General features: G+C 63.6%; 21 protein-coding genes and 1 pseudogene. 12 read left to right on the top strand and 10 right to left on the bottom strand.

Annotated features, from left to right (window positions below):
• Window position 1: 1 nt before the first annotated feature.
• Both NTZ43_09695 and NTZ43_09690 read right to left on the bottom strand, forming a co-directional pair.
• Window positions 2–1,738, bottom strand: a complete 1,737-nt coding sequence (locus NTZ43_09695; GenBank protein MCX5767479.1) for an amidohydrolase — start codon at window positions 1,736–1,738, stop codon at window positions 2–4.
• Between the two features lie 105 nt (window positions 1,739–1,843).
• Window positions 1,844–2,983, bottom strand: coding sequence for a metallophosphoesterase (locus NTZ43_09690; GenBank protein ID MCX5767478.1), 1,140 nt, complete (start codon window positions 2,981–2,983; stop codon window positions 1,844–1,846).
• Between the two features lie 179 nt (window positions 2,984–3,162).
• Between NTZ43_09690 and NTZ43_09685 the strand changes: the two genes are divergently transcribed.
• Window positions 3,163–5,076: a M28 family peptidase gene (locus tag NTZ43_09685; GenBank protein ID MCX5767477.1), complete on the top strand. Its 1,914-nt coding sequence runs from the start codon at window positions 3,163–3,165 to the stop codon at window positions 5,074–5,076.
• Between the two features lie 98 nt (window positions 5,077–5,174).
• Here the strand turns inward: NTZ43_09685 and NTZ43_09680 are convergent, their stop codons facing one another.
• Window positions 5,175–5,714: a YaeQ family protein gene (locus tag NTZ43_09680; GenBank protein ID MCX5767476.1), complete on the bottom strand. Its 540-nt coding sequence runs from the start codon at window positions 5,712–5,714 to the stop codon at window positions 5,175–5,177.
• A 343-nt stretch (window positions 5,715–6,057) separates the two neighbouring features.
• Between NTZ43_09680 and NTZ43_09675 the strand changes: the two genes are divergently transcribed.
• The 5 genes from NTZ43_09675 (at window position 6,058) to NTZ43_09655 (ending at window position 9,429) form a co-directional block, all read left to right on the top strand.
• The gene (locus NTZ43_09675) at window positions 6,058–7,578 is read left to right on the top strand and encodes an aldehyde dehydrogenase family protein (GenBank protein ID MCX5767475.1); all 1,521 of its coding nucleotides are present in this window, start codon (window positions 6,058–6,060) and stop codon (window positions 7,576–7,578) included.
• 80 nt (window positions 7,579–7,658) lie between these two features.
• A complete protein-coding gene (locus NTZ43_09670; protein MCX5767474.1) occupies window positions 7,659–8,027 on the top strand; it encodes a DUF779 domain-containing protein in 369 nt (122 codons plus the stop codon).
• Between the two features lie 92 nt (window positions 8,028–8,119).
• The gene (locus NTZ43_09665; protein MCX5767473.1) at window positions 8,120–8,740 is read left to right on the top strand and encodes a hypothetical protein; all 621 of its coding nucleotides are present in this window, start codon (window positions 8,120–8,122) and stop codon (window positions 8,738–8,740) included.
• 36 nt (window positions 8,741–8,776) lie between these two features.
• Window positions 8,777–9,052 carry a type II toxin-antitoxin system prevent-host-death family antitoxin gene (locus tag NTZ43_09660; GenBank protein MCX5767472.1) on the top strand — a complete coding sequence of 92 codons (276 nt, stop codon included), beginning with the start codon at window positions 8,777–8,779 and terminating at the stop codon, window positions 9,050–9,052.
• Window positions 9,049–9,429 carry a PIN domain-containing protein gene (locus NTZ43_09655; GenBank protein MCX5767471.1) on the top strand — a complete coding sequence of 127 codons (381 nt, stop codon included), beginning with the start codon at window positions 9,049–9,051 and terminating at the stop codon, window positions 9,427–9,429. Before NTZ43_09660 ends, NTZ43_09655 begins: the two co-directional genes overlap by 4 nt.
• A gap of 57 nt (window positions 9,430–9,486) precedes the next feature.
• Here the strand turns inward: NTZ43_09655 and NTZ43_09650 are convergent, their stop codons facing one another.
• The 7 genes from NTZ43_09650 to NTZ43_09620 form a co-directional block, all read right to left on the bottom strand.
• Window positions 9,487–10,935 (bottom strand): MATE family efflux transporter, encoded by a 1,449-nt coding sequence (locus NTZ43_09650; protein MCX5767470.1) that lies wholly within the window; start codon window positions 10,933–10,935, stop codon window positions 9,487–9,489.
• Window positions 10,932–13,568, bottom strand: a complete 2,637-nt coding sequence (locus NTZ43_09645; protein MCX5767469.1) for a protein kinase — start codon at window positions 13,566–13,568, stop codon at window positions 10,932–10,934. Before NTZ43_09645 ends, NTZ43_09650 begins: the two co-directional genes overlap by 4 nt.
• Before the next feature lie 105 nt (window positions 13,569–13,673).
• On the bottom strand, window positions 13,674–14,471 hold the full coding sequence (locus NTZ43_09640) for an SGNH/GDSL hydrolase family protein (protein MCX5767468.1): 798 nt from the start codon (window positions 14,469–14,471) through the stop codon (window positions 13,674–13,676).
• A 35-nt stretch (window positions 14,472–14,506) separates the two neighbouring features.
• Window positions 14,507–14,995, bottom strand: coding sequence for a prolyl-tRNA synthetase associated domain-containing protein (locus NTZ43_09635; GenBank protein ID MCX5767467.1), 489 nt, complete (start codon window positions 14,993–14,995; stop codon window positions 14,507–14,509).
• A complete protein-coding gene (locus tag NTZ43_09630; GenBank protein ID MCX5767466.1) occupies window positions 14,992–15,333 on the bottom strand; it encodes a TfoX/Sxy family protein in 342 nt (113 codons plus the stop codon). Before NTZ43_09630 ends, NTZ43_09635 begins: the two co-directional genes overlap by 4 nt.
• A gap of 14 nt (window positions 15,334–15,347) precedes the next feature.
• Window positions 15,348–16,913 (bottom strand): amidase family protein, encoded by a 1,566-nt coding sequence (locus NTZ43_09625; protein ID MCX5767465.1) that lies wholly within the window; start codon window positions 16,911–16,913, stop codon window positions 15,348–15,350.
• Between the two features lie 38 nt (window positions 16,914–16,951).
• Complete coding sequence (locus NTZ43_09620) at window positions 16,952–17,608, bottom strand: hypothetical protein (protein MCX5767464.1); 657 nt, start codon at window positions 17,606–17,608, stop codon at window positions 16,952–16,954.
• Window positions 17,609–17,724: 116 nt separating this feature from the next.
• Here NTZ43_09620 and NTZ43_09615 point away from each other — a divergent pair.
• The 6 genes and pseudogenes from NTZ43_09615 to NTZ43_09590 all read left to right on the top strand — a co-directional run bounded on the left by NTZ43_09615 (window position 17,725) and on the right by NTZ43_09590 (window position 22,066).
• Window positions 17,725–18,684, top strand: a pseudogene (locus NTZ43_09615) (integron integrase).
• Window positions 18,685–18,950: 266 nt separating this feature from the next.
• Window positions 18,951–19,172 (top strand): DUF433 domain-containing protein, encoded by a 222-nt coding sequence (locus NTZ43_09610; GenBank protein MCX5767463.1) that lies wholly within the window; start codon window positions 18,951–18,953, stop codon window positions 19,170–19,172.
• Complete coding sequence (locus NTZ43_09605; GenBank protein MCX5767462.1) at window positions 19,156–19,476, top strand: DUF5615 family PIN-like protein; 321 nt, start codon at window positions 19,156–19,158, stop codon at window positions 19,474–19,476. The genes NTZ43_09610 and NTZ43_09605 overlap by 17 nt, the downstream gene beginning before the upstream one ends.
• A gap of 287 nt (window positions 19,477–19,763) precedes the next feature.
• A complete protein-coding gene (locus NTZ43_09600) occupies window positions 19,764–20,849 on the top strand; it encodes a hypothetical protein (protein ID MCX5767461.1) in 1,086 nt (361 codons plus the stop codon).
• Between the two features lie 356 nt (window positions 20,850–21,205).
• Entirely contained in the window at window positions 21,206–21,706 is a 501-nt protein-coding gene (locus NTZ43_09595; protein ID MCX5767460.1) for a molybdopterin-dependent oxidoreductase, read from the top strand.
• A 171-nt stretch (window positions 21,707–21,877) separates the two neighbouring features.
• Window positions 21,878–22,066, top strand: coding sequence for a hypothetical protein (locus NTZ43_09590; GenBank protein MCX5767459.1), 189 nt, complete (start codon window positions 21,878–21,880; stop codon window positions 22,064–22,066).
• Window positions 22,067–22,135: the final 69 nt, after the last annotated feature.

Raw genomic sequence — 22,135 nt, 5'->3', positions numbered from 1 at the left:
CCTACCCTTCCGATTTCGGATACACCGTCCGCCCACCCACCACCGTTCGCATCACCTTGATGTCCTTGATGGCGTTCGAGTCCACGTCGTGCGGATCTTTCTCGAGCAGCACAAAGTCCGCGAGCTTGCCGGCCGTGATCGAGCCCTTGATGTTTTCCTCAAAGCTCGCGTGTGCGCCGTTGATGGTGGCAATGCGCAACGCTTCGTCCATCGTCACCTTCTGATTGGCGCCCCACTCGTGGCCGCGGTAATCGCGGCGCGTGGTGAGCGACTGCAACGCCATCAACGGTTCAAAGGGCCCTGGGCCGTAGTCGCTAGCGCCTGGCACCTTGATGCCAGCGTCGAGGAATGACTTGTGCGCAAACATCCAGCGCATCTTCTCGTCGCCATACTCCGCCCACTTTTCGCCGTGATAATAGATGTAGGTCCAGAACGGCGTGGGAATGGAACCGGTCTTCTTAATGCGTTCGATGAGTGAGGGATTGACGAGCGAGCAATGCTCGAGGCGATGCCGCCGACCGGGATGCGGCCACTTGGCGAGGGCGCGCTCGTAGGCCTTGAGCACCATGTCGATGGTCACGTCGCCGTTGGCGTGAATCCCCACCTGCCAGCCGTGACTGTGCGCATCGTCTACCGCGTCGTAGATCTCCTGCTGCGTCATGGTGAGAATGCCGTAGTCATCGGTGCCCACGTATGGTGTGCTCATGCGCATGGTGCGTTCGCTCGCAGACCCATCGGCCGCAAACTTCACGCCGCCCACGCGCACCCATTCGTCACCGAAGCCCGTGTAGACGCCGGCGTCGCGCAGCAACGGAAAAGCGCCGCCGCGAATCATCATGTACACGCGGTGTCGGAGATTTCCTTCGGCGCGAATTTCTTCGTATGCGCGGATGTTGGGCTGCGTGGCACTGAGGTCGTGCACCGTCGTCAGGCCAGATGCCGTGTAGAGCTCCGACATGTGCGCCATCCCTTTTCGGGAGCGCTCACGCTGCTGCTCGGGGGTAAAACGCTGACGCTCGCCCACACGATCAAACACGCGGCGCGCAAGTTCGGCCACGCGTCCGTTGGGCGTGCCGTCGGCGTCGCGAAAGAATCTGCCGTCGGCGGGGTCCGGCGTGTCCTTGGTAATCTTGGCGAGCTCAAAGGCCTTGGAGTTGTACCAGCTCGTGTGGCCGCCGCGGTGGTTCACACTCACCAGATGATTGGGCGCGGCCTCGTCGAGATCGCGCCGATGCAACGGCCGATTCTCCGAAAGTTTGGTGTCGTCGAACATGTAGGCGTTCACCCACATGCCAGGCGGAGTCGTGGCGGCTTTCTTCGTGATAGCTGCCTTCAACTCGGCGATAGAGCGGAGATTGCCGTTCACTTCGTAGAGTTCGTTGACGCCGCTCGGATGATTGTGCGCGTCAATGAACCCCGGCGTGACGGTCATGCGGGCCGCGTCGATAATCTTGGTGCGCGACGACGCCAAGTTACGGATGTCGGCGTTGGAGCCGACAGCCAAAAAGCGCCCGTCGCGAATGGCGAACGCCTCTGCGCACGGGCGTGCCGCGTCGCTCGTGAGCACACGACCGTTGACGACAATGATGTCGGCGTCGATGCCACCGCCCTTCTGCGCCATCCCCGGAAGCGCCGGCACCGTTCCCGATGGTCGCGCGCCGGCGAGTTTCGGGAGGCCGATAGCTCCGGCAAGTAACGCACCGAGTCCAAGAAAATCCTTGCGCGTGACCTTCGACATACAGGAGCTCCTGTGAGAGCGGGGCGTGACGGCCGTTTCGCGTGACGGCCGATTGGCGTGACGTTTTGGGTCGCGTCGACTACACTACACGACGACTGCGAGTGGCTACGGTCGCGGGTCGTCGAGCGTGACCGCGCTGGATTTATACGGCGCATACCCGCGCCCCCAGTCCACACCAACGACTTCCATAGAAATACGTTCGCCGTCAACGTGCACCACCACGTAGTGGTACGGATTGCCGGTGGTGTCGGCCGCAGGACGCACGAGATGCTCGAGCGACACTTTTTCGGAAGCGTAAGCCGCGAGATAGCTCGTGAGGTCCGGCTCGCCCGCGTACTTGTACAGCGGAGCCCCGCCACCGCCGCTCACAATCTGATCCATGCGGTGCGTGCCGCTGGCGTCGGAGTAACGCTCCACCCAGTGCTCAAACAGATGTTCGTGTCCGGTCAGTAAGAGCTTCACGTGATGACGCCGAAAGAGCGGCATCCATTTTTCACGAATGGTGGCTGCCTGCTTTTCGATCACGGGCCCGCCGTGCGGCCCAGACGAAAACGCGGGATGATGGTAGAACACCGCGATGTTCACATACCGCTTGCGGTTCAACCCTTCGAGCTGCTTGCGCACCCAGTCGAACTGCACGCTGTCTTCGGGAATGTTCGAATCAAACGCCACGAAGAAGGTGTTACCAAAGCCAAAGGCATACGCCGAATAGCCCGCGAGCCGGCGCGTCGAGCTGTTGGGTGGAATGAGGTTGGCGTTCGCCGCAAAATAATTGTGCAAGCCGTCCGGCCGTCGCGTGGCAAGCTGACTCGGCGCCGCGTCGTGATTGCCGACCGTAAGGAAGTAGGGAACGTTGCCTTCTTGCGTGAGCCGATTGATGAGCGGGATGTAGCTCACATTCAACTGCGTGGCGAGCGCGCCGTTGACCACGGCGTCACCACTCTGCACCACAAACCGAATGGCATCGCCCGTGCCGGCCACCTGCTTGATGGTGCCGAGCATGGATTCCACGACTTTGCCGTGCTCTACCTGGAGGGCGGTGCCGTCAAAGCGCCCGCGCGTGTCGCCGTATGCGATAAAGCTGAACTTCTTGATTTTGGCGCTGGCGGCTTCGGACAGGAGTGGTGTTCGCGGTGCCCATGTGGGGGCGGTGATGATGGTGTCGCGCGCGGCAGGAGCTTGTGCTCCAAGGGTCGCCGCGCTGGCGAGCGACAGGGCGACCAGACCACGGACCAGCTGGCTCATATTGTTCACGCCGTCTTCCTTGTTGGATGTCGGAAAGGTTGAATGTGGCGCTCCGCGTCCCGATCCGCGACCCCGCTGATTTTGAACGCCCGTCTCATAAGAGGCGTAGTATTATTGAGCAGTCCCGGGCTCACTATCGGAGCCCGGAATACGCACCAGAGCTCCCACCCGAGATTCCCGTGCTGCGCATCCCCTCGTTCGTTCGTTTTTCCGCTGTCGCCATTCTCGCGGCGGGCACCCTGTCGGCCCAGACCAAGCCGGCCGCGACCAAGCCCTCCGCGCCCAAGTCGGCCGGTGAGTGGACCGCCAGCGTCAAACCCGTGTGGCCCGACGAAGGCCCGTATAAATGGGCGCCGCGACCGACCGTCACGGAAATCACCGCCAACGACCTTCGCACCCGACTCTACGGCTTTGCCGACGACTCGATGCTCGGCCGACGCATTGGCGAGCTGACAAACTTCCGAGGCACCGCATACATCGCTGCGGAGTTCAAGCGGCTTGGACTGAAGCCCGCCGGAGAAGACGGCGGCTATTTCCAGAACATGCCGTTCGGTCCCTTTGGCTTTGACAGCACGGGGGCAAAGCTCTCGGTGGGCGGCACACCGCTCGCAAAAACAACCGACTGGATTCCGATGGCACCCGCGCCGAACAACGGCATTGGTGCAAAGGCAGACTACACCAACGCCGCCGCCGTGTTCGCTGGTAAGTGGGGCGACACCACGGTTGCGCTCGATCCGGCGATGTTCCGCGGCAAGGTGGCCGTGTTCCTCGCCGCACCAGCCGCCGCGCCGCGTCCTGCAGCGCCGCTCACGCGCTGTGATTCGCTGCCCGACCGCTTCGGTGCGGCAGCCATCATCATTGCCGCTGATGCGGCAGCCGCCGCCGCACGTTCCGGTGGAGCGGGCGCGGCTCCTGCCGCCGGTGGAGGTCGCGCCGGAGGCTTCGGTGGCGGAGCGCGGGATGGCCGTGCGCTCGCCGCTGGCGCCGTGGGCGTGCTCGTGATTGGGCTCGACGATCTCACCGCCGCCACCATCAGCGCGGCTTTCGCGATGCGCGGCGCTATGCAACCGGCCACCATCAACACCACCGGCATCGGCGGCGCGACGATCTCGCGCGCCGCGGCCGCCAAGATTTTTGGTAAGCCGGCTACGCAGCTCGCCGTAGGTGATGCGGGTGCGGCACTCAGCGCCAACTTCGCGCAGACCTGGACCATGTCCACCACTCCCGCGCGCAATGTGATTGCGATGCTCCCAGGCTCCGATCCGGCGCGCGCCGCCGAATATGTGCTCGTGGGCGCACACAACGATCACGTCGGAACCACGGCAAATATTGTGGACCACGATTCGCTGCGCGCGGTCAACACCGTCACGCGCCGCCAGGGGACCAACGACCCCGTCTGCCGACCGACGGTTGAGCAACAACATCGCATTGACTCGCTCATTGCCCGCGCGCGCAGCATTCGCGCGCCACGCCGTGACAGCGTCATGAATGGTGCCGACGACGACGGCTCTGGCACGGTGGTCTTGCTGGAGATCGCCGAGAAGTTCGCCAAGGAAAAACCAGCCCGTTCCATCATCTTCATTTCACACCAGGGCGAAGAGTCCGGACTGCTCGGCTCCGCGTGGTTCGCCAATCACCCGACCATCCCGCTCAAGAACATCGTCGCCGCGCACAACATGGACATGGTGGGCAAAGGACGCGCCGAACAGGTGAAGTTCGGCGGCCCTGCCTCTGTGCAGATGCTCGGGGCACGCCGCCTGAGCCGCGAGTTCGGTGACGTGATTGACAGCGTCAATGCCAACCGCACCGAAGTGATGGCGCTCGACAAGTCGTGGGACGTGTCGGCCAATCCGATGAACCGGTTCTGCCGCAGCGATCAGGTGAACTATGTGCTCAAGGACGTACCGGTCACGTACTTCTCGCTTGGCTACGCGCAGGACTATCACATGCCCACCGACGAGCCGCAGTACATTGACTACGAGCACGGCGCACGACTCGGCCGATTTATTCACGACGTGATGACGGCAATTGCCAACCGAAAAGATCGACTGGCAATCAGCGGCAATGACCCAACAATGCCGCGCTGCCGGTAAGTTTTACTCGACACACACAAAGCGCCCCGCGGATGACTCCGCGGGGCGCTTTGTATTGAAGTGTTATTCGTAGGCAGATCGCGGGCCAATCGCAAACGTCACACGATCGGATGCCGCACCACGGCGCCGCTCACGCTGTCGCCGCCAAAGTCGAGAAAGAGCTGCCCCTCGGTGACCGTCAGTGCAAACTTCACGCGCCGGTCGAGGCGCTGTACAATCTCATCGAGTAGCGGTCGATCCACTGCGTAGAGTTCCACGTCCTCGGCTTTGTGAATGCGCTGCCCTTCATAGGCGCGCAGCAAGAGGCGCGGTTCCTTGTGCGTATAGATCGCTACGCGCGGCGCGGCTTTGCTCGCCTTGTGCACACGCGAGGCGTCGGGCGAACCGATTTCGATCCACGCCTGAATAGCACCGGTGAGATCGCGCACAGTAATCGCGGGCTCGTCTGCGTCGCTAATCCCTTTCGAGAACGCGATGCCTTCGGCGTACTCGAGGCAATAGGCGAGGATGCGCGTAGCGAAGTACTCCTCGGTCTCCGAGGGGTGGCACGCCGCCTTTATGGCAAGCGATTCGTAAACGTTGCGATCGACGTGGCTGAGCGCGACATCGAAGGTGTACATCGTGGAGGTCAGGGCCATCGGTGTAAGGTAGCGACCGCTCCCGGCGACTGGGACATTTTGTCACTCCGTCCTTTAGGAGCGAGCCGCGAAAAGGGGAAACAAGAACGGGATGTACCGATGGTGACGCGGCGTCCGAGGTGTGTCCAAGTCTGTTGAGTGCGCGCGTCAGGGATTCACCAACCTGCTTTCAGGATATCCGCCGTAGTGGTGTCGGCTTGGTCGACCTAGCTTGATCGCTCCTGTTCGACGGCGCATCTGCGTGCTATGCTCTTCACGCGAACGTAGCAGCGCACGTGGCTTTGAACGTGATTGATACGAGGGGTCGGTTTCTGCAGCAAGCATCCACCTTCAGGAGTCCGCAATGATCTACGCAGCACCTGGCGCCGCTGGCGCTAAACTCACGTTCAAGGCGAAGTACGACAACTTTATCGGCGGCAAGTGGACGGCGCCGGTCAAGGGTGAGTACTTCGACAACATCACGCCCATCACGGGCAAGCCGTATTGCAAAGTGGCGCGCTCTTCGGCCGAAGACATTGAACTCGCGCTCGACGCCGCGCACGCCGCGGCTGATGCGTGGGGTCGCACCTCGGTCACCGAGCGTGCGAACATCCTGAACAAGATCGCCGACCGCATTGACGCGAACCTCGAGATCCTCGCCTACGCCGAAACGGTGGACAACGGCAAGCCGATCCGCGAGACGCTCAACGCCGACATTCCGCTCGCGTCCGATCACTTCCGCTACTTCGCGGGCTGCATTCGCGCGCAAGAAGGATCGCTCAGCGAAATCGACGAGAACACCGTCGCCTATCACTACCACGAGCCGCTCGGCGTGGTGGGGCAGATCATTCCGTGGAACTTCCCCATCCTGATGGCCACCTGGAAAGTGGCGCCGGCACTTGCCGCGGGTAACTGCGTGGTGCTCAAGCCCGCCGAGCAGACGCCGACGAGCATTCTGGTGCTGATGGAGTTGATTGCCGATCTGCTGCCGGCTGGCGTGTTGAACATCGTCAACGGGTTCGGCCTCGAAGCCGGCAAGCCGCTCGCGTCGAACAAGCGTATCGCCAAGATTGCTTTTACGGGCGAAACGACGACCGGCCGCCTCATCATGCAGTACGCGAGCCAGAACATCATTCCGGTGACGCTCGAACTCGGCGGCAAGTCGCCGAACATCTTCTTTGAAGACATCGCCGCCGCTGACGATGCGTTCTTTGATAAGGCCATTGAAGGCTTCGTGCTCTTTGCCTTCAATCAGGGCGAAGTCTGCACCTGCCCGAGCCGCGCGCTCATCCAGGAGTCGATTTACGACAAGTTCATGGAGCGCTGCATCGCGCGCGTGAAGGCCATCAAGCAGGGGAACCCGCTCGATACCGACACGATGCTCGGCGCACAGGCGTCGCAGGAGCAGATCGAAAAGATTCTCTCGTACTTCGACATTGGCAAGCAAGAAGGCGCCAAGTGCCTCACCGGCGGCGCACGCGCAAAGCTCACCGGCGATCTGGCCGGCGGCTACTATGTGGAGCCGACCGTGTTCAGTGGCCACAACAAGATGCGCATCTTCCAGGAAGAAATCTTTGGCCCGGTCGTCTCGGTGACGACGTTCAAGGACGAAGCCGAAGCGCTCGCGCTTGCCAATGACACGCTCTACGGACTCGGCGCTGGCGTTTGGAGCCGCGACGGCAACCGCGCGTATCGCATGGGCCGCGCCATCAAGGCCGGTCGCGTCTGGACGAACTGCTATCACGCCTATCCGGCGCACGCCGCGTTCGGTGGCTACAAGCAGTCCGGCATTGGCCGCGAAACGCACAAGATGATGCTCGACCACTATCAGCAGACCAAGAACCTGCTGGTCAGCTACAGCCCGAACAAGCTCGGCTTCTTCTAGCCCTAGGCCAAAGCTGTTATTGTTGAGATGCGGGCGGCGCAGCGAGAGCGCCGCCCGCATTTTCAACGGAGGAGCATTTTATGGTTGAACGTGTGCTTGCAACGCCAGCCACGCTCGAGTTGATAGAGACTCTCAAAGTCAAACACGGCCCGCTGATGTTCCATCAGTCGGGCGGCTGCTGCGACGGCAGTGCGCCCATGTGCTACCCGCGCGACGAATTCCTCACCGGCGACTCCGATGTGCAGCTCGGAGAGATTGGCGGTTGCGCCTTCTATATGAGTCGTGCGCAGTTTGAGTACTGGCAGCACACGCAGCTCATTATTGACGTGGTGCCCGGGCGCGGCGGCATGTTTTCGCTCGAAGGGCCCGAGGGGCTTCGCTTTCTTACGCGGTCGCGCCTGTTCACCGACGCAGAGTGGGAGACGCTCGCGGGCGGAATCGCGGGTTAGATTGCGCGTGGGGGCGCGCCGCGGTGAGCGGCGGTTTCCGAGCCACTTCTAGGAGTCCCGTGCACGAACAACGACCGATTCGACCACCTGTCTTGCGCCCTGAGCTGGACGAGGCCCTGCGCACTCGGCTGGCCGCGCTGTGCGAAGAAGGGTGGGCTATTTTCGAGAAGTTCGACTCCGACGTGCGCGATCACGACTTTCATCCGTTCGTGCCCGCCGAATATGAGGTGGTGCTCACGTCGCTTCTCGAGCATCGTGCGCCAAAGCGCCGCTTTCTCGAATGGGGCTCGGCCACGGGTGTGATCACCATCATGGCCGACCTGCTCGGCTACGATGCCTGCGGCATTGAGCTCGATGCATCGCTCGTAAAGACCGCGCGTGCGTTGGCTGAGCGGTTCGATTCCAAGGCGCGTTTTGCGGCCGCCAGCTTTCTGCCCACCGGCTACCACTGGAAGACGGCGGATGGCGACGAGCGCACGGGGACGATCGGCACTGGAGAGTCCGGCTATCTACAACTTGGGCAAGCGCTGGAAGACTTTGATGTGGTCTTCGGCTATCCCTGGGGTGGAGAGGAGCCGATGATGCACGATCTCATGGCCAAGTACGGACGGAAGGACGCCCTGCTGCTGGTGCATGGGGTGAATGACGGGGTCAAAGTGTATCGGGGCGGCCATTTATCCGATCCTCTGGAGCGCACGGCGAGAGATCTCTAATTTGACTAGTCTGGTCAGACTAGATACCTTTTACGAATGAAGGACACCTACTCGCTCTACGAAGCCAAGGCGCACCTCTCCGCCATTGTTCGTCGCGTTCGTGAGGGACACGCCGTGATTGTGACGGTGCACGGCGAGCCTGCCGTCGAGATCCGCGCGGTTGAACCGCAGGGCCATACACTCGCGGCTCGCCTGACGTCCCTAGAAGAGCGTGGCATTCTCGTCCCGCCCGCCAAGCGAACACATCGCATTCCGCAGTTGGCAAAACGTCCGGGCGCGCTCAAGCGCTTTCTCGACGACCGCAGCGAATGAAGGTCGCGTACGTCGACACGTCATGCCTCGTGGCCGTCGCACTCGGCGAGCGCGGCGCGGCCGCAGTTGAGCGCCGGCTGGCGCGGTTCGATCGACTCGTGTCGTCCAACCTGCTCGAGGCGGAGTTACGCGCCGCGCTCCGACGCGAGGGCGTGGAAGGCGCGAGTCGGGTGTTGAGCAGCATCACCTGGCTGCTGCCCGACCGACCGTTGAGCGCTGAGATTGCAGCGGTGCTCGAGGCCGGATATGTGCGCGGCGCCGACTGCTGGCATCTCGCCACCGCGCTCTATCTCGCGCCCGAGCCGAGTGAGCTGAGTTTTATGACGCTCGACGAACGTCAGCGGGACGTGGCCGCACTGCTGGGATTCGGCGCCTAACGCACGAGCCGCTTCGCATGCGCTCGCGCGCGCTCCGCCGTGCGCTCCGCCGTGCGCTCAGCCGTGCGCGCTCAAATCCACTTTGATGTTCCGCCACTTCCCCTGGTTGAACCGAATCACGCTCAGCACGCATCGTGTGGAGTGCCCAGCGAGAATAGCCAGCCAAATGTGAATCGGCTGCAATTCTCCAAGACGCTGCATCACAAAGCAGATCGCGAGCGGCAGCATCAGCTGCGACACAATCGAGATATACAGCGGCCCCTTGGTGTCGCCGGTGCCCTGTAGCCCGCCGGTGTAGGTGAGCGCCACGGTAATGAACAAGCCGGAGAGTGCGAGCACGCGCAGTAATTGCGTGCCGATTTCCACCACAATGGCGTCGTGCATGCCGAAGATGGCCAGCAGTTGCGCCGGAATCAGCAGAAAGAGCGCGCCGATAATCGCAGCGCCCACGAGCCCGATGCGCGCCGCGGTGTGCACGCCCTGCACGGCGCGATGGGGATTCCCTGCGCCGAGGTTCTGACCGGCCACTGTTGCTGCGGCACCGAGCAGTGCTGTGGACGTCCAGGTGACAAACGAAAACAGTTCGCTGTAACTCACCGCGTACGTAGCCTGTGCTTCGGCGCCGTGCTTGACGCTCCCAATGAACCCGAGCAGCAGCACGCCGCCCACGTTCATCGCAATGCCCTGAATGCCGGTGGGAAGACCAAAACGGAAGAGCGATTTGATAATCGCCCAATCAGGGGCATAGCCCTCGTGGCGTGGAAAGCGAATCACCCAGCCGCCCATCATCAGTTTCCAGAGCGAGTAGATGCCAACAATACCAAACGCCAACGAGGTTCCCATGGCGGCACCCTTGGTGCCGTACGCCGGAATCGGCCCGAGTCCGCGAATGAGAATCACATTGAAGGTGACGTTGAGCACCGTCGTGGCGATGCCGAGTGCCATGGGGGTGCGCGCGTCTCCGGCGGAGCGCAGTGCGCCGGCGAGCATGAAGAAGATCATCATGCCAAGACTGAACACGAACATCGTGCGCAGAAACGGCAGCGCTTCGGCTTGCACGGCCGCCGAGGCATTCACCATGCCGAGCAGATGTGGTGCGAGCCAGTAGCCCACGGGCGCGAGCACGCCGAGTGCGATGACGATGGCGGCAATGAAGGCTTGGTAGACGGTGCGATCGACTTTTTCGTGATCGCCCGCGCCGGCAAAGCGGGCGACGAGCACGCTCATCCCGGTGAAGAGCGACGAGATGAAGACGATGACCACGAGAAAGATCTGCCAGCTCACGCCAACGGCGGCGTTGCCGGTGAAGCCCACGTAGTTGCCGACCATGGCGTGGTCGATGACGCCCTGCAATCCGCCAATGATGTTGGCGAGGATGGTGGGCCACGCGAGTTTCCAGACCGCGGCGCTGAGCGGTCCTTCGACGATGGAGCGGTCGTAGCGTTTTTCGCTCTGCTTCTTGGCCGATGATGCTTCGTCGGTCGGCGCGGCGGTGGTGTCGCTCATTTCGGTGCCGCCGTGGCGCCCTGGAGTTTCTTCACGAGTGCGGGGAGGTTTTGGATGATGACGATGTTCGGCGATCCGCCCGTGCGGCGTGACATCGCGAACGACTTGCCGTCGGGCGATACGTCGTAGTCCGGGTGTGGCGTCGACGATTCGATGTCGCCTACCGGGAACAGGTTGGTGCGCGACGCGACGGCGAGCGCCGGCACGGTCTGAATGGCGGCAACCGCGAGCACCGGCGTGCCTTTGTCGAACGTGCGGAAAAACAGCTCCTTCCCGTCTTTCGACCACACCGGCTCGGTTCCGCCGGCGAGCGAGACCTGCGCCTGATCGCCCTCACGACCAAACGGACGCACGTATACCTCCTGCCGGCCCGACTGATCGGAGGAGTACGCGAGCCAGCGTTCGTCCGGGGAGAGCATGGGATACAGCTCTTCGTACTCCGTAGCGAGCACCGGTTCGATCGGTCCGTGCCCGCCATTCCGCACGAGGGCGATGTCGCTGCCGCTCTTCGCCTTCAGGTTGAGCACGACCGTGAGGAGCGACTTGCCGTCCTTGAGCCACGTGCCCGAGTATCCGATTTGCGACGACGTAAGGAGCGAATCACTCTGCGTGGACCCGTCGGCGCGCTTGCTGAAGATCCCCAGCGTGCCGGCCCGGGCGGAAAGGAACGCGATGGAGTGCCCGTCGGGCGACCAGGCCACATCGTGCCCATTGCCCGCGAAGGTGGTTCGTGTGAGCGCTCGGCTGCCGACGTCGTAGAGCCACACGTCACGACCGTCCGCGTCGGTGACGTCGAACGCGATGCGACGACCGTCGGGGGAGAACTTGGGACTGTGGCTGAAGTCGGCGCCCGGCACGGTCGTGAGCGTCTGACCCGTGCGGTTCAACAGCACGATGTTGCGCGGACCCTGCGGCCGGTACGCGAGCGTGCCGTTGCGCGAAACCGCGAACTGTGCCACCGCGAACGACGCGACGCCACTGGCAACGGTCACCGACGACCCCGTGATCGTGCGCGTGGACAGGTCGAACGGCGCCGCATTGATGGTGCCGTCGAGCTTGATGTACACCAGCAGCCCCGAGGTGTAGTACGCCTCGACCGTCTCGCTGCCGATGACCGTCGTCTCAGCGCCCGTCGTCAGATCCACCGCGATGATCGGGCCCGATGCCGCCCCCTGCGCCGGCCGTCGCTCCATGAGCGCATACCGCTCACTTGGGAGAATCTGCATCAGCAGGAGATTGGGCTTGAGCCCCTTCACCGCGATCGACTTGTTGTTGGCGTCGAGATACGCGAGTTCCTGCGCATCGTTCTGATACCAGATTCTGCCGCGGCCGTCGACGGTGAATCCCACGGCGCGAATCGGGAGCGACTCCGCCGTACCGCTCGTGATGGACTGGCGATACAGGTGTCGATCGCCGGCCACCGAGGCCACGAACCACTTGCCGTCGGGCCCAAATACGGGATTGCCGATATCCGCCGGCAGATTCAGGAACGGGATGGGATCCGTGGCATCGAGCGCCTGACGTGCGAGCGTGATGCGGCCGTCGGGTCGCTTGTACTTGAACAGCAACTCGTCACCGTTCGGCGAAATGTCGATCTCGCGGTCAGTGCTCGCAAACGCTGGGTCCACGGCGGGCATCAGCAGGCGTGACGGCGGCTGTTCGTTCTCAGTTCCGCGCGCACCGCCGCGCCCCGCGTACCACGCGCCCGTCGCAAGCACCACCGCCGCCACCGCATACACCACTTCGCGCCGCCGCGACCGCGCCGAGCGAATCGCCGCGCGATACGTGCCGGTGCCCGGTTTGTCGAGCGCATGACTGAAGTCGGCGGCCGACGCAAAGCGATCGCCCGGAATCTTCTCGAGCGAACGATGCACCGCGTCGCTCACGTACACCGGAACCGACGGCCGGCGCGCGTCCACCGCGCGCGGCACTTCGGTCATCATGCGCGACATGATCGCCGCTGCACTCGGCCCGGTGAACGGCGCCTCGCCGCAGAGCATCTCGTACATCACGGCTGCGAGCGAATAGACGTCGCTGCGTCCGTCCACGGTGCGTTCGGCGGCGGCCTGCTCCGGACTCATGTACGCCGGCGTGCCGACGCTCATCCCCGTCTGCGTGATGCGCATCCCCGCGGCGTTGGTCACGGCGAGCGCCACGCCGAAGTCGGCGACGAGCGCCTGGCCGTCCTGCAGCAGAATGTTTTCGGGCTTGATGTCGCGGTGGATCACGCCGTGGCGATGCGCGTAGTCGAGCGCGGACGCGGCGCCTTGGATGAGCCGGATGGCGTCGCCGATGGGGAGCTGTCCTTCGCGCGTCATCCGGTCGCGCAGCGACTCCCCCTCGATGTACGGCATCACGTAGAACACGAGTCCGTCGGCGGCGCCGGAATCGTAGAGCGGCAGGATGTTGGGATGCTGCAGGTTGGCCGTGGTGCGGATTTCGGCGAGGAACCGTTCGGCGCCGAGCACGACGCCGAGTTCCGGATGCAGCACTTTGAGCGCGACGTTGCGCTGATGTTTGATGTCTTCGGCCAGATAGACCGTGGCCATTCCCCCGCGACCGATTTCCCGGTCAACGCGATAGCGGCCAGCGAGCGCCGCGTTCAATCGCGGGGTGAGGTCTTTGTGCGTCACGTAGGGGCGCGACTTTCAGGCCGAAGGGTGGGGCTGCGGCTATTAAATGAATGTCGCCCTAACCTACCGTGCGGACAGTAGTTCGGCCAGAAGCCGAAGGCTATTTCAGGGGGTCGGTTTCAGAGGGGAAACCGGGGTCAGGTTCGGCCGTTTGGCAGCGCGTTTGTCCCCTGACGAGATCCCCCGGGCGTGTCGCCAAGCCCAGGGGAGGAAGAAATCGCGCGCCCAGGCGACTTCGGCATTTAGTCGGTCTATTGGCCCTGGGGCGGGCTTGGCCGGCAGCGGGTCGGCCCAGTGCCCTTCCTCGGCGTCGATGCTCACGGCCGAGGCCAGCGCGCCGGCGATCCGCCGATGTCCTTCGCTGTTGGCGTGGAGCCGGTCCGGGTGCCAGAGCCGGAGATCGGTGGTGATGTCGTAGCTCGCGAGATCGACGCAGAGCGCGCCGGTGCGATTGGCCGCGTCGCGCACGAGCTGGTTGAGCGCGAGCAGCCGGTCGCGCATGAGTCGCGCGAGCGGAACGTTCGCCGAGAGGTCCGGCATAGTGATGGTGAGCACCGTCGCGCCGGTGGAGCGGAGCGCGCCGAGCATGTGTTCGAGGTCGGCGGCAACGCCGTGGACGTCGCACGTGAATCGCGCGACGTCGTTGACGCCTGCAAAGACTGTGGCGATGTCCGGTTGCATCGCGAGCGCCGGCGCGAGCTGTTCGTTGCGCACTTCGTGCGTCTTGCGGCCGCGGACGGCGAGGTTGGCGTAGAGCAGCGGCGTGCTCTGAGCCGCCGCCACATGCTCGGCGAATCGATTGGCCCAGCCGCGGTACTCGCCATTTGGCAGCGGATCTTCGAGCCCTTCGGTGGAGCTGTCGCCAATGGCGACGTAGCGAAAGTATTCCGTTGGTGTCGCCATCGCATCAACTCTCGGTGTGACCGCTGGTGCCACCCCTACTCCGCCGCCGGCAGATCAATCAACTGCGGCGTGTGTCCGGTGGCCTGCAGGAATTGTTTGATGCCTTCGGCCGAAATCCGTAGCGTCGCCGTATTCACCAACGGATGACATTGCACCGAATCGGCGGACCACAAATCGCGATCCACAAATAATTCCACATCGTGCGTGGGGTCGTTGATCAGCGCGAGCAGCGACACCGCGCCCGGTTCAATGCCGAGTCGTTTTTTGAGTCGGTCGGGCGATCCAAAGCTTGGCCGTTCAAAGGCGATGCTCGCGGAGAGTTTGCCGAGGTCGACGGTTTTGTCGGCGCGCACGGAGACGAGCGCTTGGCGCGTGCCCTTTTTGTCGCGCAAGAAAAGGTTTTTGGTGCGGGCGCCGCCGAGTGGGACGAGGCGTTCGACGTCTTCAACGGTGAAGGCCGGTGCGTGGTCGCACCGTTCGTAGCTGATACCGTGGGTGTCGAGAAAGGCGTAGATGTCGGTCACTTCTTTTTGGCTGGAGATTTTGGCTTTTTCGGTTTTGGCGCTGGCAGCGCCGCGTCCGTGGCGAGAATCAGTTGGACGAGTATCGACGGGTCGTCGAGCAGATCGCTCGCGTTGATAAATGGTTTTGCGCCCGGGTAGGGCGGCCCCCATGTGACGTTACCGACCACCGCTTCACCCTGCGGCGTCGGTTTTACGAAGAACTGATTGTCGGCAATGAGTGCGACGATTTTTCCGTGACGGTACAGCCCGTACTCCCCGAACATCTTGGTGATGGTGATCCCGCCGGCGTCGTGCAGTTGATCGCACACGTAGGCGGCATAACTCGCGTCGGTGGCCATAGTGCTGGGGGGGGTTAGCGAGCGCCCGCCGCGGCAAGCTTGGGGGCGCGTCGGTGGTGGGTGGCTTGTTCAAAACCATACGACAGTGTGATCAGTTTTCCTTCGCTCCACGGCCGGCCAAAGAAAGTCATCCCCACGGGGAGAGTGTTGCCGCGCGTGTAGCCCATGGGCACGGTGATGGCGGGAAAGCCCGTGGTGGGGGAGAACAGTTGGCTGTTGTCGCCCGCCGGTGTGTTGAGATCACCAATGAGGCGTGGCGGGTTGCTCCAGGTGGGATACACGAGGGCGTCGAGTTTGAGCGAGTCCATCATTTTGAGCACGGCGGCGCGGAACCGGTCGCGCATCACTTCGCGCGCTTTGCACCCCGGGCTGTCTTCCGGCGCGACGGTCACGGAGTCGTTCACCTGCAGCCGTAGCTGCACGGTGGGGTGATAGTTGCCGCTGCGCAGCACTTCTTTGATCGTGTGTACTGGCGCGTTGGGCGCGCGTTTGGCGAGGTAGCGTTCGAGGTCAAACTTGAAGGTGCTGCATCCACCGCCGCCTGCGCGGGTGATGGCGTTGAGCGAGTCGATCCCTGCGGGGTCTACAATGACCGCGCCTTGGGCTTTCATAGCGTCGACCGCGCGCATGAACACGCTGACGATTTCGGTGTCGGTCGTGGACCGTTCGTATGCTTGGCGGAGGATGCCGATACGTGCGCCTTTGAGTCCGCCCGCTTTGACGAAGCTGTTGTAATCTTTTTCGCGGTGTTCGCGTGCCGGTGCGGTGACCGCGTCTTCGGGATCTTCGCCCGCGACCACTTGAAACACAGCGACTGCGTCGGCGACGGTGCGGGCCATCGGGCCGGCGATGTCAGAACCGTTGGCGAGTGGCACTACGCCCGCGCGCGAGGTGAGCCCCATGGTGGAGCGGATGCCTACGAGCGAGTTGTGCGAGCTGGGGCCGCGAATGGAGTTCCCGGTATCAGAGCCGAGTCCGACTTCCGCTTCGTTGGCGGCGACCGCGGCCGCAGTGCCGCCGCTAGAGCCGGCGGTGACGCGATCGAGGGCGTAGGGATTCTTGGTGTAGCCGGGGAGAATCGAGCTCACCGTTTCGTACGGCGTAAAAGCCCACTCGGCGAGATTCGTTTTGGCGAGCACAATGGCACCCGCCGCGCGGACGCGCGCGACCATGGTGGCGTCTTGATTGGGAATCCACCCCTTGAGGGCGAGCGAGCCCGCGGTGGTTTGGAGGTCGCGTGTTTCGAAGTTGTCTTTGACCACCATCGGAATGCAGTGGAGCGCGCCGACGAGTCCTTCTTTGGCAAATCGTTTATCGAGCGAATCTGCCACGGCGAGCGAGTTCTCGTTCAGGGTAATGATGGCGTTGATGGCCGGCCCTGATTTGTCGACGGCGCTAATGCGGTCGAGATAGCGCTGCACGAGCTGGTGGCAGGTGAGCGATTTTGCGCGGAAGGCCGCGTGGACTTGGGCGATAGTTGTTTCTTGCACATTGAACGGTGCGGCGCGTTGTGCGGCGAGTGCGGCGGGCGCGGCAGCTGTGGCGATGGCAACGGCGGCGATGAGTTTGAGCAAGCGCATGATGATTGCTGGTGCGGTTGGAGGATAACGAATACGAGTTAACGAAAGCGCGCTGCTATGTCGTCCATCTGCTGAATGCGCGTGGCAGCCCAGCCGCGCAATCGGAGCGCGCCCACGCCGAGCAGGGTGGCGCCCATGGTGGCGAGTGGGACGAGTTCCTGCAATGCGGCGCCAGGCACTCCTGTTGCGACGCTCACGGCGGTGACTGCGCCGATCGCGCCGAGCACGACAACACCGGCCGTGACGATATTTCGCGCGGCGACGTGGACGGTGCGCATGCGGAGTCGGTCGCCGTGTTCGGTGGGTTCAATGAGGATTTGCAGGTTGCCATTGGTCCATTGGCGGAGTCCGCCGTCGGATTTGACCACGCCGCGCGCGTCGAAGGTGTCGCGTAGCACCACGACGAGTCGTTCCCATTCTTCGGTCGTCACTCGGCGCTCCAGTGCAACGGTGCGTCCGACGCCGACGGTCGCACCGAGTAGGGTGCGGCGGAAACGTGGCTCGTGTCGGTCGAGCGAGCGCGCCGCGTCAGCGGCTGACTCGGCGGTGATGCCCGCTTGCCGGCCGATCTCGAGGACTTCCGCCAGGGTGAGCCCTTCGCTTGGCGGGAGCTGGCGCGCAACCTCGAGTTGCGCTTCGGTGGCGCGTTTGAAGATCTCGGCGACTTCTTTTTCGTCGTAGCGGCGTTCGGGCATTGGGGAAACATCGCAGGTGTGGCGGAGTGGGGCAAACGGTGGGGCGGCGGCCTCGTGACGCCGTTTGCAACTATATGATGGCGCGTTGCGGCCTCTTGCCTGCGAGAATGGCTGTTATGAGCGAGCCTAGGAGGACCCTGTTTGGGGTCATGCGCGAGCAGTTGGCGCTTCGGCATGCCAGTCCGCGCACGGTCGAGGCATACCTCGGTTGGGTGCGGCGATACGTGCGCCATTTTCCGGGTCGTCACCCCCGTGAACTGGGCGAACGCGAGCTATCGGGATTTTTGACGTATCTAGCGGTGGAGCGGCGTGTGGCGGCCTCGACGCAGAATCAGGCGCTTGCCGCCCTGCTCTTTTTGTACGGTGAGGTCCTTGAGACTCCCGTCGGTTGGCTGAACGATGTGGTGCGCGCCAAGCGACCGCAGCGGCAACCAGTGGTCATGAGCCGTGACGAGGCGCGGCGAGTGATTGAGGGCACGCGAGGAACATCGAAACTCATTGTACAGGTGCTGTACGGGTCTGGGCTTCGGTTGCTAGAGGCCTGTTCGCTCAGACTGAAGGATGTGGATGTGACGCGCCGCGAATTGATCGTGCGCCACGGCAAGGGCGGCAAAGACCGACTGACGATGTTGCCGGACACGCTCGTGCCGCTGCTCGAGGCGCAGATCGTGCGCGTGCGCGCGCTGCACCGTCGCGACCTCGCGGCCGGCCGTGGCGCGGTGGCACTTCCAAACGCCTTCGCAGCAAAATCACTGAGCGCGCCATGGGACCTGCGTTGGCAATGGCTCTTTCCTGCGACTCGGCACTATCGCGACCCTGCAACCGGCAACTGGGTGCGGCATCACCTTCACGAAAGTGTGGTGCAGCGTGCGGTGTCCGACGCCGTGCGCTCGTGCGGCCTGCTGAAGCGCGTGACCTGCCACACGTTCCGCCACTCGTTCGCAACGCACCTACTTGAAGCCGGCTACGACATCCGCACGGTGCAGGAACTCCTCGGCCATTCCAACGTAGCCACGACAATGATCTACACGCACGTCCTCAACCGCGGCGGCCGCGGCGTGCGCAGCCCACTCGATGCGCTCGGCTCAGAAGACGCGGAAAAGGGAGTGCCAGCGGCGCAGGCTGCAGATCCCACTCACGTTAGGCGGTGGACGGGCGCCACCTCAACGCCAAGTGGCGCAGAGACTTGCGGCGCTAATGGATCGTCTGCAACGTAGTGATAGGCTGACAGGCGTTCGCAGGAGTTGTCGGCCACACACGATATAGAATGCAGTCTAATCTTCGTTATGCACGCAAAGCAAGATTGGTGTATTATCAGGTAGCCCCTCAGCGAGACTGACCCATGGACCTCCGCGACGCCGTACATAGTGATCCCCTGACGCTGGGTGGAACCCCCGTGTTCGTCGACACGCGCGTTCCGGTCCAAACTCTCTTCGACTATCTCGAAGGCGGCGATACGATCGACGAGTTCTTGCATCAATTTCCGTCGGTGACGCGCGCACGCGCGATCGCCGCCTTGGACGCGGCCCGAGACACTCTGGTGGCCGGTGCGCGTACTGCTTGACGAGAACCTCCCGCTGGACTTCGCGGCGCTGGTGGTCGGCTATGAAGTGGTCACCGTTCGCGGTCTCGGCTGGGCAGGCACGCAGAACGGGGAGTTGATGCGCCGCGCGGCAACGGTCTGCGACGCATTCGTCACTATGGATCGGAATATTCCGCATCAGCAGCACATCGCGGGGTTGCCGTTTGGCGTGATTCTCGTGGTTGCGCACTCAAATCGTCTTGCGGATTTGCGCGGACACGTGGCAGCGCTGCTCGCGGCGATCGCACTAGCCAAGCCGGGCGTCCTGCAGCGCGTTGGTGCATAACCACGAGTTGCTGCCGCCGCGGTGCGGGCACTCGTTGTAGTGGCTCGCGCGCGACGTCTCGACGACGTAGCATCAATGTGAGCGGCTCTCTGGCCGCGCAGCAGAACTCTCGTCGTTAGGTCGACGCGACGAGCGTTCGCGGTCCCGTGAGATCGAGTTCCGAACTCCCTTTGGCATTTTGAACGGTGTCGTTAACACGCGAGGGTTCGTGTCGTCTATACAATGGCATGATTGTGAACCTCATCTGGCGCGCGGCAAATGCGCAGCCGGCGCCGGAGTGCGATGACATGATCAGACGCTGCGCCCCAGGCGCGCGCCGCGCGGCGGCACTCATCTGTGCAGCCCTTGCTGGGTGTGGGGGCAGCGCAACCAGCCCGCCCGCCACGCCGAGTGAGCCCGCGTGGCGGGCAACGTCGACGGCCTGCGTCGCCCCGGGCACGATCGGCTCGTGCGACGTGCCGGGATGGGCCGGACGCCCGTATCGGGTGTTTGTCCCGACTCGTACGGTCGTGGCCTCGCCGCAACCGGTCGTGCTGATGTTCCATGGCGGCGGCGGCAACGCCACGGGGACGCTGTCGATCACGTGCCCGCCGAATGCGGCCAATCAGCCCGACCTGACATCCCCTGACTGCCTGCAGCAGCTCGCCGAGCGTGAGGGGTTCGTGCTGGTCGTCCCGAACGGCTCTGGCACACCGAGCGATCCGGAGTTCCGCACCTTCAACGCGGGCGGTGGGCAGGGCCCCTGGCAATGCGTCAGCGGACTCGCCTGTGCGACGGGCGTCAACGACGAGGGCTACGTGCGAGCGGTGCTCGACCAGCTGAACGGGTGGATCAACGTGGACACGCGGGCCACGTTCGCCACGGGTCTGTCGAACGGCGCCGCGCTCGCGCACCGTCTCGCGTGCACACTGTCGAGCCGCATCGTCGCGATCGCCTCAGTGGGCGGTGTGAATCAGTTTGCGGCCACCGCACCATGCCAACCCGAGCGCCCCGTCGCGGTGCTCCAGATCCACGGGACGGCGGATCCATGCTGGACCTATGAAGAGAGCGATCGCGTCTGCGTGGGCGTTGGCTCGGGTCTCAAGGTCGGCGTGGACGCGAGCGCAGCGGCGTGGGCGGCCAGGCTGGGATGCTCAGCGACGCCCGCGGTCGTCCGTGAGCCCGATCGCAACGCCGATGGATTGCAGACCGTCAGCACGACCTGGCGCGACTGTCGGGCCGCGCTGGTCACGCTCCGCGTCGAAGGGGCGGGCCACACCTGGCCGAACGGCTTCCAGTACCAGACGGTCGGGGCGATCGGTCCGGTTTCTCGCGAATGGGGGTCGGAGCGCATCTGGGCGTTCTTCACCGCGAATCGGCGGTCAGGGATGTAACATCGCGCGCCATCGCGCAGCGCAGCGCGGGGTGGCGCGGGGTGGCGCGGGGTGGCCGACCGAATTGCGCGTCGCCGTCCCGAACGGCTGATTGAGGCAGCGCGTGGACTCCGCTTCGGCGCAACCGCAGCGAGGCGCCGATCTGACGCCTCGCGTACGCTACGACGCCGTCCCATGTCTACGCCGTGTGGTACTTCGTATGTGAATGCACGCGACCTAACCTCGCGTTGGTACCGACGGCGGCTCAAAGGCCTGCGGCCACTTGCTCGCTACGCTCGCTGGCCGCCTCCTTTGATGAGCCGCCGCGGCACAACGCCCGTCGTTAGCCTGACACTAAACCATCTGATCGGTACGCCGTGCACTTTTCTCGATTCGTTGCGATTGCCGCCGTTCTCGTCTCTGCGCGTGCTGCGGCGCAGGCCCCAGCCACCATCGACCTTGTCGGTCCCTCTGGTCAGCGGCGCACGCTCTCAACAGCTGACGTTGCTAAAATGACTCGCCACGAGGTCAAGGCCGCAGCACATGCAGTCAGTGGCACGTTTTCGGGTGTCTCACTTGCCGACGTCTTGCCACTCATCGGCGCGCCGGTCGGCGACTCACTGCGCGGACCCGCGCTCGCATCCTACGTATTGGTCGAGGCCGCCGATGGATACCGAGTCACGTTCACGCTCGCGGAATTCAACGCGGGATTCACCGATCGACGCATTCTGCTGGTTGATCGTAAAGACGGTGCGGCACTCGCCGCGAAGGATGGGCCGTTTCAATTGATCGTCCCCGACGAGAAGCGGCCCGCGCGTTGGGTGCGCCAAGTGCAGCGGATCAGCGTGGTCTTCCTGCCAGCACCGAAGCATCCATGACCGTGCAGGCTAACACGGGTTGCAGCCGACGAGGTTCGGACACCGATTGTAGGGGTGCGCCGTCGAGTTTGGAGAAGTAGCATCAATGTGTGCGCCCGCGTCTCCTCGCAGCTGAACCCAATTCGTTAGGTTGTCGCCAGTCATCTTTTCTCTTTGCAAGGGTACCACGACATGTTCTTCGCGATTCTGGAAGTGCTGGCCTTCGCGGTGCCTGTTGTCGGCTTCGCCAATCGCCGCAAAGCGTGGGGGCGTTCGCTGGCGTTCGCGTCGGTGACCGTTCTGGTCGTCGCCTACGCTGCGGTTCCCGCTCTGCGGCACCACATGGTGAGTGACTTGCGCGCTGGATTCACCGGCTGGTAGACGAGCGCCTGCGCGACTCGCCGTCCGCGCCGCGCGCATCCTAACGCGAGTTGCTGCCGCCGCGGTGCG

The organism is Gemmatimonadota bacterium, assembly GCA_026387915.1.
Lineage (GTDB): Bacteria > Gemmatimonadota > Gemmatimonadetes > Gemmatimonadales > Gemmatimonadaceae > Fen-1231.
This window is presented reverse-complemented; position numbering and strand designations above follow the sequence as displayed.

Excerpts from the sequence above, each read along its gene's own strand:
- NTZ43_09695 (MCX5767479.1), bottom strand. The coding sequence starts at position 1,738 with ATGTCGAAGGTCACGCGCAAGGATTTTCTTGGACTCGGTGCGTTACTT.
- NTZ43_09690 (MCX5767478.1), bottom strand. The coding sequence starts at position 2,983 with ATGAGCCAGCTGGTCCGTGGTCTGGTCGCCCTGTCGCTCGCCAGCGCG.
- NTZ43_09680 (MCX5767476.1), bottom strand. The coding sequence starts at position 5,714 with ATGGCCCTGACCTCCACGATGTACACCTTCGATGTCGCGCTCAGCCAC.
- NTZ43_09675 (MCX5767475.1), top strand. The coding sequence starts at position 6,058 with ATGATCTACGCAGCACCTGGCGCCGCTGGCGCTAAACTCACGTTCAAG.
- NTZ43_09670 (MCX5767474.1), top strand. The coding sequence starts at position 7,659 with ATGGTTGAACGTGTGCTTGCAACGCCAGCCACGCTCGAGTTGATAGAG.
- NTZ43_09660 (MCX5767472.1), top strand. The coding sequence starts at position 8,777 with ATGAAGGACACCTACTCGCTCTACGAAGCCAAGGCGCACCTCTCCGCC.
- NTZ43_09655 (MCX5767471.1), top strand. The coding sequence starts at position 9,049 with ATGAAGGTCGCGTACGTCGACACGTCATGCCTCGTGGCCGTCGCACTC.
- NTZ43_09650 (MCX5767470.1), bottom strand. The coding sequence starts at position 10,935 with ATGAGCGACACCACCGCCGCGCCGACCGACGAAGCATCATCGGCCAAG.
- NTZ43_09640 (MCX5767468.1), bottom strand. The coding sequence starts at position 14,471 with ATGGCGACACCAACGGAATACTTTCGCTACGTCGCCATTGGCGACAGC.
- NTZ43_09630 (MCX5767466.1), bottom strand. The coding sequence starts at position 15,333 with ATGGCCACCGACGCGAGTTATGCCGCCTACGTGTGCGATCAACTGCAC.
- NTZ43_09625 (MCX5767465.1), bottom strand. The coding sequence starts at position 16,913 with ATGCGCTTGCTCAAACTCATCGCCGCCGTTGCCATCGCCACAGCTGCC.
- NTZ43_09620 (MCX5767464.1), bottom strand. The coding sequence starts at position 17,608 with ATGCCCGAACGCCGCTACGACGAAAAAGAAGTCGCCGAGATCTTCAAA.
- NTZ43_09610 (MCX5767463.1), top strand. The coding sequence starts at position 18,951 with ATGGACCTCCGCGACGCCGTACATAGTGATCCCCTGACGCTGGGTGGA.
- NTZ43_09600 (MCX5767461.1), top strand. The coding sequence starts at position 19,764 with ATGATCAGACGCTGCGCCCCAGGCGCGCGCCGCGCGGCGGCACTCATC.
- NTZ43_09590 (MCX5767459.1), top strand. The coding sequence starts at position 21,878 with ATGTTCTTCGCGATTCTGGAAGTGCTGGCCTTCGCGGTGCCTGTTGTC.